The organism is Motilibacter aurantiacus, from assembly GCF_011250645.1.
GTDB classification, from domain to species: Bacteria; Actinomycetota; Actinomycetes; order Motilibacterales; family Motilibacteraceae; genus Motilibacter_A; species Motilibacter_A aurantiacus.
In genome coordinates, this window is record NZ_JAANNO010000005.1 from 210,761 (window position 1) to 228,068 (window position 17,308).

The window sequence follows — 17,308 nt, forward strand, 5'->3', positions numbered from 1 at the left end:
CCCTCCGGCAGCCCGCCCGTGAGCCGGGCTTCCGCGGCGCGCCGGATCGCGGTGGCAGCGGCGTACGGCGGGACCGGCGTCGGTGCCATGTCGGCCACGACGTACGCGCTGCTGCGGGCACAGGCCAAGCTGGCCCGGCGCCGGATCGGGCAGCCGGTCGACAACTCCCCCGACGCGGACGGGGTCTACGGCGGGCACTTCGCGGCCGCGCCGCTCTCCCTCGTGGTTCTCGGCGACTCGAGCGCCGCCGGCCTCGGCGTGCACCGGGCCGAGGAGACCCCGGGAGCCGTCATCGCCGCGGGCGTGGCAACGGTGGCCCGCCGCCCCGTGCGGCTCACCCGGGTCGCCAAGGTCGGCGCGCGCTCCGACGGGCTCGAGCGGCAGGTGACCGCCGCGTTGCAGGCGACGCCGCACGTCGCGGTGGTGATGATCGGCGGCAACGACGTCACGCACCGGGTACGCCCGTCGGCGTCGGTGCGCCACCTGGTCGAGGCGGTCGGCCGGCTGCGGCAGGCCGGCTGCGAGGTCGTCGTGGGCACCTGCCCGGACCTCGGCACCATCCAGCCCATCGCGCAGCCGCTTCGGCTGCTCGCCCGGCAGTGGTCCCGGCAGCTCGCGGCGGCGCAGACCATCGGAGTCGTCGAGGCCGGCGGGCGCACGGTGTCGCTCGGGGACCTGCTCGGCCCGGAGTTCGCCGCCCGCCCGCTGGAGATGTTCGGCCCGGACCGCTTCCACCCGTCGGCGGCCGGCTACCGCGCCGCCGCCGAGGCGCTGCTCCCCTCGGTGCTGGCGGCACTCGGGCTCGCGCCTGCCGGCGAGGACACGCCGGACGCCCGGCGCGGGGAGGGCGTCCGTACGGTCGCCGAGGCGGCGGTGGCGGCGGCGGACACCGCGGGCACCGAGGTCACCGGTGCGGCGGTGGCCGGGCGCGAGCGCGGGCCGCGCGGGCGCTGGGCGCTGCTGCTGCGCCGCAGGCCCGAGCCGGTGGACACCAGCGAGGCGACGGGCACGGACGACGGCGGCGGGATGCCGGGCGGCACGACCGGCGACGGCGAGCCGGCGGCCGCTCCGCCCGCCCTCCCCGGTCCGGCGGAGGCCGCCCCCGTGGCGGGCGTCGCGTCCCGGTCGGGGTCGGCCGACTAGAGCGCCCGCCGGGCCCGGCGCAGCGCGTCGAGCGCGACGAGGGCGTCGGCGGACCGTCCCGGCGCCGAGCCCAGGGCCGCCACGAGGTCCGCGCCGCAGACCGCGACGAGGTCGGCGGCCGCCGAGGGAGCCAGCTCGGGGACCGGCCGCAGCGGCTCCCCCTCGAGCCGTGCGGCGGCGTCGGCCAGCGCCTGGGCGGCGGCGTGGGCCGCGGCGGCGCGGCTCGGCCAGGGCGGGGCGGGCTCGGGCAGCCGCGCCAGGGCCAGGGCGCGCAGCCGCTCGGTGACCCGGCGTACCTCGCGATCGAGCTCGTCACGCACCGCTGCGTCCCCGTCGCCACCATCGGTGCGCGCGCTCCCTGTCACAGGGCCAAGTGTCCGCCGGGCGCGGCGCCACTTGCGGACACCCCCGGGAGAGGAGGATTCTCGGCAGGAGACGTTGCCGACCCCTGGAGGCACTGCCGATGTCCCTTCGCCCGTCCGAGGAGACCCACACCCAGCTCGTCGCGCGGATACCGCAGGCCACGGGCCGCGACATGGCCCAGTGGTTCCAGGCCCTGGAGGACGGCCCCAGCCTGCTCCGCCAGGAGGAGCGGGTCGACTGGCTGCGGACGGAGCACGACCTGTCGCACGCGTACGCCCAGGCGATCGTGCACGAGCACGTGAAGCAGCGGGCCTCCCGCAGCTTCGACTGAGCCGGGCCGATTGGACGCCGAGCGCGCCCGGGAGTTCGTGCGGGCGAACTCCCGGGCGGTGCTCACCACGTTCCGCGCGGACGGGCGGCCGCAGCTGTCGCCGGTGACCGTTGGCGTCGATGCCGAAGGCCGGGTCATCGTCAGCTCCCGCGAGACCGCGGTGAAGGTCCGCAACCTCCGCCGGGACCCGCGGGTCGCCGCCTGCGTCTTCACCGAGGGCTTCTTCGGCGACTGGGTCCAGGTCGAGGGAGCCGCGGAGGTCGTGCCGCTGCCGGAAGCCATGGAGCTGCTGGTCGACTACTACCGACGGCTCGCGGGCGAGCACCCCGACTGGGACGACTACCGCTCGGCGATGGAGCGCGAGCGACGGGTCCTCGTGCGGTTCGCGATCGAGCGCGCCGGGCCCGACGTCTCGGGCTGACCCGCCGCGGTTATCACCGGCCCAGCCGGGCAAGCGGCGTCGTGTGACTCGAATCGGATACACGATCATGGGCGAGCAGGCGGGCCCGCGCCAGCTCGTCCGGGACGCCGTGCGGGCCGAGCAGGTCGGCTACGACTTCCTCGTCAGCAGCGACCACTACAACCCCTGGCTGAGCACCCAGGGCCACTCCCCCTACGCGTGGACCGTGCTGGGCGCCGTGGCGCAGGCGACCGAGCGCATCCCGTTCATGACGTACGTGACCTGCCCGCTGTTCCGCTACCACCCCGTCGTGGTGGCGCAGAAGGCCGCGACGCTCGCCGTACTGAGCGAGGGGCGCTTCACCCTCGGGCTCGGTGCCGGGGAGAACCTCAACGAGCACGTCGTGGGGGGCGGCTGGCCCCCGGTCGACACGCGCCACGAGATGTTCGAGGAGGCGCTGGAGATCATCCGCGAGCTCTTCGACGGCGGCTACGTGACGTTCCACGGCGAGCACTACGACGTCGAGTCGGCCAAGCTCTGGGACCTGCCCGACGAGCCGGTCAAGATCGGGGTGGCGGTCTCCGGCGAGCAGTCCTGCACCCTGGCGGGGGCGTACGCGGACCTGATGATCGCGACCGAGCCGAAGCCGGAGCTGGGCGAGTACTTCGACGCCGCGGGCGGCCAGGGCAAGCCCCGCGTCGGCCAGCTGCCCGTGAGCTTCGACCGGGACAAGGACGCGGCCGTCACCCGGGCCCATGACCAGTTCCGCTGGTTCGGGCTGACCTGGAAGGTCAACGCCGAGCTGCCGGGCCCGTCGGCCTTCAAGGCGGCCACGCAGTTCGTCAAGCCCGCGGACGTCGCCGAGTCCATCCCCTGCGGCGACGACGTGTCCGCCGTCGTCGAGGCGCTCAAGCCGTTCGTCGACGCGGGCTTCACCGATGTCGCGCTCGTCCAGATCGGCGGGGACGCCCAGGCGGAGTTCCTCGACTGGAGCGAGTCCGAGCTGCTGCCGGCCGTCCGGGAGGCCTACGGCTCCTGACCCCCCCGGACGCCGAAGGGCCGGCCCCCGCGGGGGGCCGGCCCTTCGTGCGGTGCGGGGGTCGAGCGTCAGTCGTTGCCGCGCAGGATGGCGAGCAGGCGGAGCAGCTCGATGTAGAGCCACACGACCGTCGCCATCAGGCCGAACGCCGCGAGCCAGGAGTAGCGCTCGGGCAGGCCGTTCTTGACACCCTGCTCGACGAAGTCGAAGTCGAGCACGAGGAAGAACGCGGCGAGGGCGACGCCGGCGACGCAGAGCAGCAGGCCGAGCCCGCCGATGCCGTAGAAGCCCCAGCCGTCACCCGCGCCGAACAGCGCGCCGACGAAGGACGCGAGCGCCACGCCCATGTAGGCGAGAGCGGCGATCGAGATGACCTTGACGAACTTCGGGGTCGCACGCAGCACGCCGGTCCGGTAGAGGACCAGCATGGCGGCGAAGCCGGCCAGCGTGCCGATGACGGCCTGGCTGACGATGCCGGGCCAGCGGTCCTCGAAGAGCGAGCTGATGCCACCGACGAAGAGGCCCTCGGCAGCGGCGTAGCTGAGGATGAGCGCCGGGTTGGTCGACTGCTTGAACGAGATGACGAGCCCGAGCACCAGGCCGACGATCATGCCGACGAACGCGAGCCCCGGAGCGACGAACCACGCCACCGCCGCGCCCACGAGCAGCACGCCGAAGCAGGCGAGCGTCTTCATGACCGCGTCGTCCACGGTCATGCGCCCGGTCTGGACCGGGCCCGCCGCCGGACGGCGGTACATCTCCTCCAGCGACCCCGGGGTCGGGGTGGGGACGTCGCGGAACGTCGCGCCGCCGCGCGAGAAGCCCTCGCTCCGGCTGAACACGGGGTTCCTGCTTTCCACTGTGACACCTCCGGTGGGCGCCCGCACCGTGCGGGGCCTCGTAGAGATGAACGTCGCGCCGAGCCCGCGTAGTTCCGCGTGGGCGGCCGATCTGGGGGCGACGTGCCGCGGGTGCCCCCGGTGGGGCTCGAACCCACACTGCGCGCTTTTTAAGAGCGCTGCCTCTGCCGATTGGGCTACGGGGGCCGAGCGCACAGGCTACGGGCGGGCGCCCCGCCGCGGGGGCGGATCGCGGCGCCCCGTGGGCCTACAGGTAGGTCTTGCGCTGGTGGATCGCGTGAGCCCCGGCGACGCGGTCGAGGAAGAGCAGGCCGGCGCAGTGGTCGATCTCGTGCTGGTACGCCCGGGCCTCGAACGCGTCGGTGCGCACCTCCAGCCGCTCCCCCGTGCCGGGCACGACGCCGGCGACCAGCACCCGCCCGGCCCGGCGCACGTCCCCGGTGAGGTCGGGCACGGACATGCAGCCCTCGCGCCCCTTCTCCCAGCGGGACGCCTCGACGACCTCGGCGTTGGCCAGCACGACGGCGCCGTGGACTGTCCGTGCCTTCGGGTGCCCGGTGACGTCGAGGGAGAACAGCCTCCAGCCCACCCCGACCTGCGGGGCGGCGAGCCCGACGCAGCCGGGCGACACCCGCTGGGTGGCGAGCAGGTCCGCCGCGAGCTGGACCACGGCCGGGTCCAGCGGGTCCACGTCGGCGCCGGCGCCGGACAGCACGTGCGCTGGGGCGCGCACGACCGGCAGGACGTTGCCCGGGGGAAGCTCCGGGAGCAGCGAGCCCACGGCGTCAGAGCAGGTCGGCGTCGACCGCACGCAGCGACACGTCGACGTCGAGCTCGTCCGCGGCGGCCCGCAGCGCACTGGCGAGCGCGTCGGTGTCGGTGCCCGCGGGCAGGTCGACCTCGGCCACGACGACGTAGAGGTCGCCGGAGAGCCGGGTCGTCAGGTCGGTCACGTTGCCGCCCACGCGGGCGACGACGCCGAGCATCGAGGAGACGATGCCGGGCCGGTCCCCGCCGTGAACGGAGAGGAGGTGGGGCGCCCCGGGTGCCCCCGTGGCCGTGCTCTCCGGAACCGGGCGCACCGCGACGTCCAGCGTGCCGTCCGCGGCGACCGGCGCCAGGGCCTGCTCGACCTCGCCGATCGGCCGGTCGGTGGCCACGACGAGCAGCATGGCGAAGTGCCCGCGCAGCAGCGTCATCGTCGAGTCCTCGAGGTTGCCCCCGAGGCGCGACAGGTGACCGGTGACCTCGGCGACGATGCCGGGGCGGTCGGCCCCCAGCACGGTCACGGCGAGCAGCGGCATCTCGCGGCCTCCGGTCGGTCGGCTACTGGCCCTGGCCGCGGCCGGGACCGGAGATCGCCACCTCGGGCTGCTCCTGAACCTTGGGCAGCGGCGCGAACTCCTGGAACTCGTGGCGCGGGCGCTGCAGCGACCCGAGCGACACGACCTCGCGGCGGAAGAACAGCGCCGAGGCCCAGTCGGCCTGGACCTCGATCTTGCGGCGGAACGTGGGCACGCGGCTCATGTGGTAGATGCGGTGCATCATCCACGCCGGCCAGCCCTTGAGCTTCACGCCGTAGACGTTGGCCACGCCCCTGCGCAGGCCGAGGCCCGCGACCGAGCCGGCGTACTTGTGCTTGTAGTCCTTGGGCCCGAAGCCGCGGATCGCCGCCACGACGTTGTCGGCGAGGACGGGTGCCTGGCGCACCGCGTGCTGGGCGCTCGGGCTGCAGAAGCCACCGGGGCCGGTGCCGGTCAGGTCCGGGACGCCTGCGCAGTCACCCGCGCCCCAGGCGGCCTCGACGCCCTCGACCTGCAGCTTCGTCGTGCACTTGAGCCGGCCGCGCTCGTCGAGCGGCAGGTCGCTGGAGCCGAGGACCGGGTTGGCCTTGACGCCCGCCGTCCAGACGACGGTGTTGGTGTCGAACTCGGTGCCGTCGCTGAGCACGACGTGGCCGTCGACGCAGGAGTTGAGGAACGTCTTGAGCTTCATCTCCATGCCGCGCTTGCGCAGCGACTCCAGCGTCCAGACGCCCATCTCGGGCCCGACCTCGGGAAGGATCCGGTCGGCGGCCTCGACGAGGACCCAGCGCAGGTCCTCGGGCTTGATCGTCTCGTAGTAGCGCGTCGCGAACTTCGCCATGTCCTGCAGCTCGGCGAAGGCCTCGATGCCGGCGTAGCCGCCGCCGACGAAGCAGAAGGTCAGCGCTCGCCGGCGCAGCTCGGGGTCACTGCTCGACTCGGCGAGGTCCAGCTGGTCGATGATGTGGTTGCGGAGGTAGATCGCCTCCTCGACCCGCTTGAACCCGATGCCGCGCTCGGCGAGGCCGGGGATCGGCAGGATGCGCGGGACCGAGCCCAGCGCCACGATGACGTGGTCGTACGCCACCTCGTACGGCTCGCCGTCCTGCGGGTTGACGTGCACCACCTTGCGGGCGTGCTCGATACCGGTGACCTCGCCGGTGACGACCTTGCAGCTGTCCAGCACGCGTCGCAACGGGACCACGATGTGGCGCGGCTCGATGTTGCCGGCCGCCGCCTCGGGGAGGAACGGCTGGTAGGTCATGTAGGACCGCGAGTCGATGACGATGACCTCGGCCTCGTCACGGCGCAGCTTCTTCTGCAGGCGAAGGGCGGTGTACATCCCGACGTAGCCGCCACCGACGATGACGATACGAGGGCGCGCGGCGGACGACTGAGCCATGCAAACAAAGCTACCCGAGGAAAACTCAACGTCCGAACCGGCCTGCGAGTGCCACCCCGTGATGAATCTGTTATAGGGGGCTGCCCAAGCCGGACAATGACCGCGCGCGCCGCAGCACGTCGTCGGCCATCCGGGGGGTGAGCCGGCCGGTGAAGGTGTTCTGCTGGCTCGGGTGGTAGCAGCCCAGCACGGACAGCCCGCCCAGCTGCACCTGCGCACCGTGCCCGAACGCGGGCCGCGGCATGGGCACCTGGATGCCTGGCCGGCGGCCGAGGGCGGTGAGGAGCGCCTGCCAGGCGAAGCCGCCGAGCGCGAGCGCGACCCGGGCGTGCGGCAGCAGCAGCTCGAGCTCGCGGTCGAGCCACGGGGCGCAGGTGTCACGCTCGCCCGGGGTCGGCTTGTTCGCCGGCGGCGCACAGCGCACCGCCGCGAGCATCCGCGCGTCCAGCAGCCGCTGCCCGTCGTACGCGCTCGTGCTGGTGGGCCGCGCGGCGAACCCCGCGCGGTGCAGGGCGGCGAAGAGGAAGTCCCCGCTCGCGTCGCCGGTGAAGATCCGGCCGGTCCGGTTGCCCCCGTGCGCGGCCGGGGCGAGCCCCACGATGAGCAGCCGGGGAGCGGGGTCGCCCCAGCCCGCGATCGGCCGGCCCCAGTAGGCCTCCTCGCGGAACGCGCGCCGTTTCGTCCGGGCGACGTCCTCGCGCCACTCGACGAGCCGTGGGCAGGCCCGGCAGACCGAGACGCGGGCGTCCAGCTCGGCCAGCCCGGCCGCGGAGTCTGCGAGCGCGCGTACGCCGGCCGGCCCTTCGGCGACCGGGGTTGCGGGGTCGGCGAGGTCGCCCGGCCAGCCGCTGCCCGGCGGGACGGGCGACGGCAGCGCGGGCGGCGCCGTCGTGGGCGGTCGGGTCAGGACGGCTCCTCAGGAGGCGGGGGCGGAGAACCCGCCCTCGGGCCCGTCGGCGCCGCCCGGCTCGCTCTCCCCCGACCGGCGCGCCTGCTCCTCCGGGCTCTGCGCGAGCTCGTCACCCTCCTCGGACGCCGCGGCCGCGGGAGTGACGACCGCACCGGCGGTGAGGGTCGGCGCCGGAAGGACCGGCGCAGCGGCGTCGCCGTCCCTGCGGGGCTCGTCCTGCTCGACGTTCGGCACGGTCACGGGAGCGCTCCTTCCCGCGTCGCGGGGCCCGCGACGCGGTCTGCTCCTGCCCGAAGGACGGCCGGCTCACCCGTGACGAGGAGCCGCGCTAGACGATGCCGGCCTCGCGGAGGAACTCCCCGGCGACGTCCTCGGCCTGCTCGCCCTCGACGTCGACCTTGGCGTTGAGCTCGGTGAGCTGCTCACCGGTGAGCTTCTCCGAGATCGCGCCGAACAGCTGCTCGTAGGCCTCCGCGTGCGCCGAGTAGGCCTCCTCGCGCATCGTCATGGCGACGTTGTACGGGGGGAAGAAGGCCTTGTCGTCCTCCAGCACGGTCAGGCCCTGGCCCGCCACCTGCCCGTCGGTCGCGAACACGACCGCGAAGTCGCACTGGTCTCCCTGCCCGACCTGCTGGTAGACCAGCGCGGGCTCGAGCTGGATGACCCGGTCGTTCGGCAGGTCGAACCCGTAGGTCTTCTCGACGCCGGGCAGGCCGTCGTCACGGGTGATGAACTCCGGGCTCGAGCACAGGGCTGCCGCCTCGGGGTCCTGCGCCGCGAGCCTGCCGTAGTCGCTCAGCGAGGCGACCCCGAACTCGGCCACCGCCTGCTCGTTCGCCGCGATGGCGAAGGTGTTGTTGGCGGGGGCCTGGGCGAACCACGTGATCTTGTTGGTCGCGTCCGCCTTCTTCACCGCGTCGAACTGCTCCTGCGCGCCGGCCACGGGAGCCGCGTTGCCGAGGATCGTGATCCACCCGGTGCCGGTGTACTCGTAGTAGGCGTCGATGTCGCCGCCCTCCAGGGCCGAGCGCACTGTCGAGGTTCCGGTGATGTTCGTCCTGTCCTCCACGTCGGCTCCTGCCGCGCGCAGGGCCTGCACGGCGATCTGCCCGAGCACGAGCTGCTCGGTGAACTCCTTGGAGCCCACTGCGATCTTCACCCCGTCGAGGTCGACGCCGGCCGCGACGGAGCCCTCCGTGCCGGCAGTCGCGCCGGTGTCGTCGTTCCCGCCTCCGCAGCCGGTCAACGCGAGCGCTGTCGCGCCGAGCGTGGCCAGGAGGAAGCGGCGGTTGAGGTGCGATGCGGACATGAGCTGCCTTTCGGGTAGCGAGGCCGAGGTCTGCGAGCGGGCACGAACTACTGGCCGCGAGGCCGCAGCAGGTCTTCGGCGACGTGGAGCAGATGGTCGATGAGCAGGGCGAGGACGCCGGCGAGCACGGCGCCGACCACCTGCGCGGAGGTGCGGCCGAGCGTGAGCCCCTGGTAGATCGTCTGGCCCAGCCCACCGGCGTTCACCAGCGCGGCGATGGTCGCCGTGCCGACGTTGATCACGGCAGCGGTGCGTACGCCCGCCACGATCACCGGCGTCGCCAGGGGCAGCTCGATGCGGCGCAGGACGGTCAGCCTCGACATGCCCATCCCTCGGGCCGACTCGATGACGGAGTCGTCGACCTGAGCGAGGCCCACGACGGTGTTGCGGAGCACCGGGAGGAACGCGTACAGCACGAGGGCGACGATCGAGGGCCAGAACCCGATCTCGTTGAAGGCCACGGCGATGAGCACGAGCACGCCGAAGGACGGGACGGTCTGTGCGACGTTCGCCAGCCCGACGATGAACGGTGAGAGCCGCCGCGCCGCGGGGCGGGTGGCGAGGACGCCCAGTGGCAGTGCCAGGGCGATGACGACGGCGGTCGACACCGCGACCAGCTCGAGGTGGCGCACGAGCTGCGCCCGGAGGACGGCCGGGTCGAGCAACCGTTCCTCGATCGAGTCGAGCTCGGCGGTGGAGACCCACGCCCAGACCGCGACCAGGACGAGCACGAGCACCACCGGCAGCCCGGCGAGCCGGAGCAGGGCGCGGGCCGGGCCCTTGCCTCCGGAGGAGTGACGGCCCCCCGGCGGCCCGTCCTCCGCGCGCGGGGCCAGCCCGGCGCCGAGGGGCTCGGTGGCCTGCGCGGTCACCGCGGGGCCTCCGCCGCGTCGGCCCGGCCGGCCGACCGCATCGTCTCGGCCGCGGCCATGATCACCCGCATGTCCACGGTGCCGAGGTACGCCCCCCGCCCGTCGACCACGACGACCCCACCGACCCGGCTGCTGACCATCGCGTCCAGGGCGCCCGCCAGCGTCGCCTCCGGCTCGACGAGGGCGGTGACCTCCATGCCCGTGCGCTCGAGGTCGAGGCCCTCGCGCTGCAGGTCCTTCTCGGCGGCCCAGCGCCGGGGCCGCCGCTCGTCGTCGAGAAGCAGCACGTAGTCCTGGCCGGACCCGCGCAGCGCGCGCAGGGCCGCCTCCCGCCCCTGCCCCACCAGGGCGACGGGCCCGTCGGCGAGGGCGAAGTCACGCACCCTCGCCAGGTTCAGCCGCTTGAGCGAGGCCCCGGCGCCGATGAACTCGGAGACGAAGTCGTCGGCGGGGGCGGACAGCACGTTCTCCGGGGTGTCGTACTGGGCGACGACCGACCGCTCACGCAGGATCGCGATCCGGTCGCCCATCTTGATCGCCTCGTCGATGTCGTGAGTGACGAAGACGATCGTCTTGCGGATCTCCTCCTGCAGCCGGAGGAACTCGTTCTGCAGGCGCTCCCGGCTGATCGGGTCGAGGGCGCCGAAGGGCTCGTCCATGAGCATCACCGGTGGGTCGGCCGCCAGCGCGCGTGCCACGCCCACCCGCTGGCGCTGGCCACCCGACAGCGCCTTGGGGTAGCGCGCGCGGTAGGCCGACGGGTCCAGCCCCACGAGGTCGAGCAGCTCGTCCACCCGGTCGGCGATGCGCCGGCGCGGCCACCGCAGCAGCCGCGGCACGGTCGCGATGTTCTCCGCGATCGTCATGTGCGGGAAGAGCCCGACCTGCTGGATGACGTAGCCGATGCGGCGGCGCAGCTGGTCGGGATCGGCACGGGTGACGTCCTCGCCCTCGAGCAGGATCGACCCCGAGGTGGGCTCGATGATCCTGTTGATCATCTTCATCGTCGTCGTCTTGCCACATCCCGACGGGCCGACGAGGATCACGATCTCGCCGGCGGGGATGTCGAGGTCGAGCGAGTCCACCGCGGGAGCGCTCTGCCCCGCGTACGTCTTGGTCAGCCGTTGCAGGCGGATCATGGCCTCACTCATCGGAGCCCCTTCGAGGTGGTGAGCCGCGTGAGCGCGAGGAACGCCACGTCGAGCAGCAGCCCGACCGCGACGGTGCCGAGAGTCCCCGCGAGCACGAGGTCGAGGGCATTGGGCCCGGTGATCACGCGGAGCGCAGCGAAGATCAGCTCGCCATAGCCGCCCCCGCCGACGATGCTCGCCAGCGCCGCGATGCTCACCAGCAGGATCGCCGACACGCGGACGCCGGCGGCGATCACCGGCCACGCCAGGGGGAGCTCGATCCGCACGAGCGCACGCCAGCGCCCCATGCCCGTCCCGCGCGCGCTCTCCACGATCGCGGGGTCGACGGCGTTGAGGCCCACCACCGTGTTCCGGGTGATGGCGAGCAGCGAGTAGAGCGTCAGCGCGACGATCACGGGCTCCTGGCCGATGCCGAACACCGGAACGAGGAGCGCGTACATCGCCAGCGACGGGATCACCAGGAGCAGCCCTTCGAGCCGCACCACGGAAGCGCTCACGGCCGGGTGGCGGTAGGTCAGGAGCCCCGTGCCGATCCCGATGGCCGTGCCGAGAGCAAGCGCGACGAGCACGAGGAGGAGGTGCTCCTGGCCGAGCTCGAGCATGCGGTCACGGTTGTCGGCGAGGTAGTCGAGGAAATCCAACTCACGCGGTCCTGAATTCGCTCATGCTCGTGAGCCTTTCACACCGCCACCCGCTGCTAACAGCACCGCAACACCGCCGTCGAGGGCCGGACGTCCCTCGGGAGGTCCCGCGCCGGCCGGCGACCGCCGCCGCTCGGCTCGACCCGAGCCTGCTGGCCCGCCTAGCCGGGCAGCCGGGCCTCCACCAGGCTCCAGGCGATCCCGTCGAGGATGTCGTGCTCGCTGACGACCAGGTCGGGCAGGCCGAGCCGGTCCACGACCGCCTCCAGCACGAGCGCGCCCGCGCCGATCACGTCGACCCGACCGGGGTGCATGAAGGGCAGCGCAGCACGCTCGGCGTGCGAAGCCGCGAGGAGCTTGGCCGACACGTCACGCACGTCGTCGGAGGGGATGCGCGAGCGGTGGATGACCGAGGAGTCGTACGCCTCGAGGTCCAGCGCCATGGCCGCGACGGTCGTCACCGAGCCGGCGACGCCGACGAGCGTGTGGGCCTCGTGCAGCGGGACGGTCTGCGCGGCCAGCGCGATCGCGGCCTCGACGTCGGCCCGGGCGGCGGCCACCTGCTCGGCGGTGGGCGGGTCCTCGTGCAGGTGGCGCTCGGTCATGCGCACGCAGCCGATGTCCACCGACCTAGCCGCCCGCACGCCGCTCGCGTCGCCCAGCACGAACTCGGTGGAGCCGCCGCCGATGTCGACGACGAGGTACGGCCCGGCGACCCCGTCCCCGGCCAGTTCGCGGGTCGCCCCGGCGAAGCTGAGCGCGGCCTCATCGGCCCCGGTCACCACCTCCGGCTCGACGCCGAGGATGTCGCGCACGCCGGCGGCGAACTCGTCCCGGTTCTCGGCGTCACGGGTGGCGGAGGTGGCCACGAAGCGCACCCGCTCCGCGCCGAAGGCGCGGACCGCCTCCGCGTAGCGGCGGGTGGCCTCGAAGGTGCGCTCCAACGCCTCGGGGGCGAGCCGCCCGGTGCGGTCGACGCCTTGGCCGAGGCGTACGACCTCCATCCGGCGGTCCAGGTCCAGCAACGTGCCCGCCACGGGGTCGACGTCGGCCACGAGCAGGCGGATCGAGTTGGTGCCGCAGTCGAAGGCTGCGACGCGCTGGGAGGTCATGGGCCGTCCTGCTCCGGGGCGGTGGGGGCGGGTGTCTCGGGAGGTGGCGCGTCGGCGGCGGAGAGGGCGCATGGGCCGCCCGTCCACCAGTCGGGCAGCGCGGCGAGCGCCTCGTCGCCGAGCGGGTTGGCCCCCGGGCCGGCGGCCAGCGAGTGCGCCACGAGCACGTGCAGGCACTTCACGCGCGACGGCATGCCGCCGGCCGTGACGTCGGCGATCTCCGGGACCTGCTCGACGGCGTCGCGCCTGCGCAGGTAGTCCTCGTGCGCCGCGCGGTAGGCCGCGGCCAGCCCCTCGTCGGACTGCAGGCGCTCGGTCATCTCGCGCATGAGCCCCTCGGACTCCAGGGTGCTGACCGCACCCGTGGCCCGCGGGCAGGTGAGGTAGTAGAAGGTCGGGAACGGCGTGCCGTCCGGCAGCCGCGGAGCCGTCTCGACGACGTCGGGCTGGCCGCACGGGCAGCGGTGCGCGACCGCGCGCAGCCCGCGGGGCGGGCGCCCGAGCTGGCGGGCGATGGCGTCCCGGTCGGAGGCGGCGATGTCCTCAGCAGGTGGGGTGGCCGCGGGTGCGGTGGCCGCGGCCGTCTCGCCGAGGTGCGGGGCCGTCACGTCAGCGGCCGCTGTCCGCGGCCTCGACCGACTCCCACAGCGTCCCGAACCACGGCCGTTCGCCGCGCTCGTCCGCCCGCGGGGCGGCCTCCTCGGTGTCCTGCCGGGCCGTGCTGCGGTCCGGCTCCTTGACCACGAAGTGCGACTCCCCCGGCGGGACGCGGTGCAGCCGCTCCTCCGCCTGGGTGCGCAGGTACGCCGGGTCCTGCCAGCGCGCCTTGTCCGCCTCGAGCTGGGCGACACGCTGCTCCTGCTGGGCGGTGCGCTCGCGCAGCGCGGCGATCTCCGAGCGCTGCCCGAGGTACTCGCGCAGCGGGTACGCGAGCGACAGCGCGAGGGCGCAGACCACGAGCGCGAGCACGGCCGCGCGCGTCGTCAGGCCGGAGCCCCGGCGGGACGCCCGTGCAGACGCGCGGGCGCGCCGTGGCGGGGCGTCGGGCCGGGAGCGCCCCGGCTGCCCCGCCGCGCGCCCGGGAGCGCGCGGCGGGGTACGCCGGGACGAGGATGCGGGCATGGCCGGGTGCTCCCCGGTCAGGCCTTCGCGGCCCGCGGGAACGCGGAGCGGCCGGCGTAGCGGGCGGCGTCGTCCAGCTCCTCCTCGATGCGGAGCAGCTGGTTGTACTTGGCGACGCGCTCGCTGCGGGCGGGCGCACCGGTCTTGATCTGGCCGCAGTCGGTCGCCACCGCGAGGTCGGCGATCGTGGTGTCCTCGGTCTCGCCGGAGCGGTGGCTCATCATGCAGCGGTAGCCGCTGCGGTGCGCGAGCGAGACCGCGTCGAGCGTCTCGGTGAGGCTGCCGATCTGGTTGACCTTGACGAGCAGCGCGTTGGCCTGACCGCCGGCGATGCCGCGGGCGAGCCGCTCGGGGTTGGTGACGAACAGGTCGTCGCCCACGAGCTGCACGCGCTTGCCGAGCTCGGCGGTGATGGCCGCCCAGCCGTCCCAGTCCTCCTCGTCGAGCGGGTCCTCGATCGAGACGAGCGGGTAGTCGTTGACCAGCTCGGTGTAGTAGGCCGTCATCTGCGCGGAGGTGCGGTCCGAGCCCTCGAAACGGTAGGTGCCGTTCTCGTGGAACTCGGTCGCGGCCACGTCGAGCGCGAGCGCGATGTCGTCGCCGAGCGTGAAGCCCGCCTTGTCGATCGCGCGGCCGATGAGGTCCAGCGCCGCCCGGCCGTTCGGCAGGTTCGGCGCGAAGCCACCCTCGTCACCGAGGCCGGTGGCCAGGCCCTCGGCCTTGAGCACCGACTTCAGCGACTGGTAGACCTCTGCGCCCCAGCGGAGCGCCTCGCGGAACGTCTCGGCCCCGACCGGGGCGATCATGAATTCCTGAATGTCGACGCCGGAATCAGCGTGCGCGCCACCGTTGATGATGTTCATCATGGGGACGGGCAGGGTGTGCGCGTTGGGGCCGCCGATGTAGCGGAAGAGCGGCAGCTTGGCCGACTCGGCCGCGGCGCGGGCGACCGCGAGGCTGACGCCCAGGATCGCGTTGGCGCCGAGGCGCGCCTTGTTCGGGGTGCCGTCGAGCTCGAGCAGGGCGGCGTCGATCAGCCGCTGCTCGCTGGCCTCGAAGCCGACCAGCTCGGGGCCGATCTCGTCGAGGACGGCCAGGACGGCCTTCTCGACGCCCTTGCCGCCGTAGCGCGACTCGCCGTCACGCAGCTCGACGGCCTCGAAGGCTCCGGTCGAGGCGCCACTCGGCACGGCCGCACGGGCGATGGTGCCGTCGTCCAGGGCCACCTCCACCTCGACGGTGGGGTTGCCGCGGGAGTCAAGAATCTCCCGGGCGCCGACGGCGTCAATGCTCGCCACGTCGTTCTCCTCACGCAGGCTGGGATACGACCGCAGCCTACCGGCGCGGCCCGATCTTCCCGCGCAGGCGCTCCCCCCGCGAGGGTCGCGGCCTCGCGGGCACCGGCACGCCACCCGGCGTGCACGCTGTCGTCGCCTCGCCGGGCAGGGGCCGGGGTGGTGGACGGACCGGACGGGAGTCGCACCGGCCCCCGGCCTGTGACGTGCCCCGGGCCCCGCGATCACGTGGTCGGGCCGGGGTACGGCTGCGACCGGCGGGCCGCCGCGCACATGGCCACGGAGCGCGGGTCAGAGCCCGAGCAGCGTTCGCACGTGCCGGGGCGCGGGCGACCCGTGCGCGAGGAGCGCGTCGTGCACCTGCAGGTCGTCCCAGCCGGGGCTGGCGGCGCGCAGGTGGGCGGCGAGGCGGCTCACCGCGGCGTACCCGACGAAGTACGTCGAGAGCTGCCCGCTGGTCAGCAGCGCGCGGCGCCACTTGCCGACGGCCTCGCCCTCCTCCTGGTGGCCGCGCCCGACCATGAGGGCGAGCGCCTCGGCCTCGGTCATGCCGCGGGTGTGGACGCGGATGTCCAGGATCGCGTTGATCGTCATGCGCAGCTGCATCTTCAGCTGCTGCATCCGCAGCGCCGCGTTGCCGTCGGGGCCGCCCACGCCGGGGTAGCCGCGGTCCGCCATGAGCTCCTCGGCGTAGACCGCCCAGCCCTCGACGAACGCCCCGTTCCACAGGCAGGCGCGCACCGGGGTGGAGCCGCGGTAGCGGCGCGAGTGGGCCAGCTGGAGCACGTGCCCCGGGGCGGCCTCGTGGACCGTGAGCTCCTGGAGCATGTGGGCGTTGTACTCGCGGTAGAACGAGCGCGCCCGCTCCGCGCTCCAGTCGGCGGGCGTCGGGGCCACGGCGAAGTACGTCGGCAGCGGCGCCGTCTCCAGCGGCCCGGGCGGGCTGCAGTACGCGACGGCCACCCCGCGGTGGATCTCCGGCATGACGATCACCTCCACCGGGTCGTCGTGCACGGTCATCAGCCGGCGCTCCGCGACGAACGCCGTCGTGGTGGCGAGCGCCTCGCGGCACAGCGCGACGACGGTGGAGTCCTCGACACCTCCCTCCGCGGCGAGCCGGTCGAGCACCTCGCGCGGCGTCCCGCCGAGCCGGGCCGCGACCTGCGCGATCTCCGCCTCCACCCGGGCGAGGTTGTCCTCCGCGAGCGCGAGGACGTCGTCCGCGGCGGTGTGCTCCCCCAGGTCCAGCGAGAGCGCGAGCTTGCGCGAGAACCGCTCCGCCCCGAGCCGCGGGTCGCCGTCCGCGGAGCCGTCGGTGGCCGCGAGCCGGGCGCGCAGCCAGGCCAGGTGCTCGTCGACCGCCTCGATCGCCGCCGCTCGGGCCGGCTCGACCTCGGCGCGCAGCGCGGGCGCCTCGCCCAGCGTGGCGGCGAGCTCGTCCACCAGCAGCGCCCGGGTGCCGATGAACTGCCCGGCGGCCGTCTCCAGGTGCACGCGCGGGGCCACGCCGAGCGCCGCACGCGCGGCCGCCAGGTTGGCCGGGACGGCCCGCAGCCGGGAGGCGGCTGCGCGGAGCCGGTCGCCCAGCGGCGCGAAGTCGCGGGCCAGCAGCGTGTAGACCGCCGTGCCGGGGTTGGCCTCCAGGGGGTCGTGCGCGAGCGGGCGCAGCTCGTCGAGGGCGAAGGCCCGGGACTCGAGCGCCACCCGCAGCACCTCGCGGTCGACCGCGTCGTCCGCCGACAGCCCGCCCGGGTCGAGCGCGGCCAGCGCGTCGAGCGCGCCGGCGAGGTCCGCGCGCTCCTCGGCGAGCGCCTCCGGGTCGAGCCGCTCCAGCCGGTCGTCGTACCGGTGGTCGCCGGACACCGTCGCGAGCGAGGGGTTGTGGCGCAGGAGGGTGTCCAGGCCGGCACGGGCGACGGGCTCGAAGGCCGCGGGCTCTGTCATGGGGCGATCCTCGCCGAGCGGCGCGCCTCCTGCCGCACGGCCTGCGCGCGACCGGCGGGGAGGCCGGTCGCACGCCGGGGCAGCAGGCGGCACGTGAGCCCGACCGCGGC

Annotated in this window: 20 protein-coding genes and 1 tRNA gene; 4 read left to right on the plus strand and 17 right to left on the minus strand. The window is 74.3% G+C overall.

Going from position 1 to position 17,308, the window contains the following annotated elements; genetic code table 11:
• Positions 1-18 precede the first annotated feature (18 nt).
• Entirely contained in the window at positions 19-1,143 is a 1,125-nt protein-coding gene (locus G9H72_RS11250; RefSeq protein ID WP_331272201.1) for an SGNH/GDSL hydrolase family protein, read from the plus strand.
• Here G9H72_RS11250 and G9H72_RS11255 read toward each other — a convergent pair.
• Entirely contained in the window at positions 1,140-1,508 is a 369-nt protein-coding gene (locus tag G9H72_RS11255) for a hypothetical protein (protein ID WP_166170993.1), read from the minus strand. The genes G9H72_RS11250 and G9H72_RS11255 overlap by 4 nt on opposite strands.
• Positions 1,509-1,606: 98 nt before the next feature.
• Here G9H72_RS11255 and G9H72_RS11260 point away from each other — a divergent pair, with 98 nt between their 5' ends.
• Genes G9H72_RS11260 through G9H72_RS11270 form a run of 3 tightly spaced genes read left to right on the plus strand, consistent with a single transcriptional unit; the run spans position 1,607 to position 3,276 of the window.
• Positions 1,607-1,837, plus strand: coding sequence for a DUF4287 domain-containing protein (locus G9H72_RS11260; protein WP_166170995.1), 231 nt, complete (start codon positions 1,607-1,609; stop codon positions 1,835-1,837).
• A gap of 10 nt (positions 1,838-1,847) precedes the next feature.
• A complete protein-coding gene (locus G9H72_RS11265) occupies positions 1,848-2,258 on the plus strand; it encodes a PPOX class F420-dependent oxidoreductase (protein ID WP_166170997.1) in 411 nt (136 codons plus the stop codon).
• 43 nt (positions 2,259-2,301) lie between these two features.
• Positions 2,302-3,276: an LLM class F420-dependent oxidoreductase gene (locus G9H72_RS11270; RefSeq protein WP_166170999.1), complete on the plus strand. Its 975-nt coding sequence runs from the start codon at positions 2,302-2,304 to the stop codon at positions 3,274-3,276.
• A 68-nt stretch (positions 3,277-3,344) separates the two neighbouring features.
• On the opposite strand, the gene G9H72_RS11275 is transcribed toward G9H72_RS11270, so the two are convergent.
• The 16 genes from G9H72_RS11275 to G9H72_RS11350 all read right to left on the minus strand — a co-directional run bounded on the left by G9H72_RS11275 (position 3,345) and on the right by G9H72_RS11350 (position 17,198).
• Positions 3,345-4,136, minus strand: coding sequence for a Bax inhibitor-1/YccA family protein (locus G9H72_RS11275; RefSeq protein ID WP_166171001.1), 792 nt, complete (start codon positions 4,134-4,136; stop codon positions 3,345-3,347).
• Between the two features lie 112 nt (positions 4,137-4,248).
• Positions 4,249-4,322, minus strand: a tRNA-Leu gene (locus G9H72_RS11280).
• 61 nt (positions 4,323-4,383) lie between these two features.
• A complete protein-coding gene (locus tag G9H72_RS11285; RefSeq protein WP_331272203.1) occupies positions 4,384-4,917 on the minus strand; it encodes a peptide deformylase in 534 nt (177 codons plus the stop codon).
• 4 nt (positions 4,918-4,921) lie between these two features.
• Positions 4,922-5,440, minus strand: coding sequence for a glycine cleavage system protein R (locus tag G9H72_RS11290; protein WP_166171005.1), 519 nt, complete (start codon positions 5,438-5,440; stop codon positions 4,922-4,924).
• A 22-nt stretch (positions 5,441-5,462) separates the two neighbouring features.
• A complete protein-coding gene (locus G9H72_RS11295; RefSeq protein WP_166171007.1) occupies positions 5,463-6,842 on the minus strand; it encodes an NAD(P)/FAD-dependent oxidoreductase in 1,380 nt (459 codons plus the stop codon).
• A gap of 70 nt (positions 6,843-6,912) precedes the next feature.
• Positions 6,913-7,749, minus strand: a complete 837-nt coding sequence (locus G9H72_RS21570) for a uracil-DNA glycosylase (RefSeq protein WP_166171214.1) — start codon at positions 7,747-7,749, stop codon at positions 6,913-6,915.
• Between the two features lie 9 nt (positions 7,750-7,758).
• Positions 7,759-7,992: a hypothetical protein gene (locus G9H72_RS11305; protein ID WP_166171009.1), complete on the minus strand. Its 234-nt coding sequence runs from the start codon at positions 7,990-7,992 to the stop codon at positions 7,759-7,761.
• Positions 7,993-8,080: 88 nt separating this feature from the next.
• Positions 8,081-9,061: a glycine betaine ABC transporter substrate-binding protein gene (locus G9H72_RS11310; RefSeq protein WP_166171011.1), complete on the minus strand. Its 981-nt coding sequence runs from the start codon at positions 9,059-9,061 to the stop codon at positions 8,081-8,083.
• A gap of 47 nt (positions 9,062-9,108) precedes the next feature.
• Positions 9,109-9,933, minus strand: a complete 825-nt coding sequence (locus G9H72_RS11315; protein ID WP_331272206.1) for an ABC transporter permease — start codon at positions 9,931-9,933, stop codon at positions 9,109-9,111.
• Positions 9,930-11,084: an ABC transporter ATP-binding protein gene (locus G9H72_RS11320; RefSeq protein ID WP_166171013.1), complete on the minus strand. Its 1,155-nt coding sequence runs from the start codon at positions 11,082-11,084 to the stop codon at positions 9,930-9,932. The genes G9H72_RS11315 and G9H72_RS11320 overlap by 4 nt, the downstream gene beginning before the upstream one ends.
• The gene (locus G9H72_RS11325) at positions 11,081-11,725 is read right to left on the minus strand and encodes an ABC transporter permease (RefSeq protein ID WP_166171015.1); all 645 of its coding nucleotides are present in this window, start codon (positions 11,723-11,725) and stop codon (positions 11,081-11,083) included. The genes G9H72_RS11320 and G9H72_RS11325 overlap by 4 nt, the downstream gene beginning before the upstream one ends.
• Positions 11,726-11,886: 161 nt before the next feature.
• Complete coding sequence (locus G9H72_RS11330) at positions 11,887-12,837, minus strand: Ppx/GppA phosphatase family protein (protein ID WP_166171017.1); 951 nt, start codon at positions 12,835-12,837, stop codon at positions 11,887-11,889.
• The gene (locus tag G9H72_RS11335) at positions 12,834-13,445 is read right to left on the minus strand and encodes a DUF501 domain-containing protein (RefSeq protein ID WP_166171019.1); all 612 of its coding nucleotides are present in this window, start codon (positions 13,443-13,445) and stop codon (positions 12,834-12,836) included. The genes G9H72_RS11330 and G9H72_RS11335 overlap by 4 nt, the downstream gene beginning before the upstream one ends.
• Position 13,446: 1 nt before the next feature.
• Positions 13,447-13,959 carry an FtsB family cell division protein gene (locus tag G9H72_RS11340; RefSeq protein ID WP_166171021.1) on the minus strand — a complete coding sequence of 171 codons (513 nt, stop codon included), beginning with the start codon at positions 13,957-13,959 and terminating at the stop codon, positions 13,447-13,449.
• Positions 13,960-13,976: 17 nt separating this feature from the next.
• The gene (gene eno / locus G9H72_RS11345) at positions 13,977-15,257 is read right to left on the minus strand and encodes a phosphopyruvate hydratase (RefSeq protein ID WP_166171023.1); all 1,281 of its coding nucleotides are present in this window, start codon (positions 15,255-15,257) and stop codon (positions 13,977-13,979) included.
• A 288-nt stretch (positions 15,258-15,545) separates the two neighbouring features.
• Positions 15,546-17,198, minus strand: a complete 1,653-nt coding sequence (locus G9H72_RS11350; protein ID WP_166171025.1) for a DUF885 domain-containing protein — start codon at positions 17,196-17,198, stop codon at positions 15,546-15,548.
• Positions 17,199-17,308 lie beyond the last annotated feature (110 nt).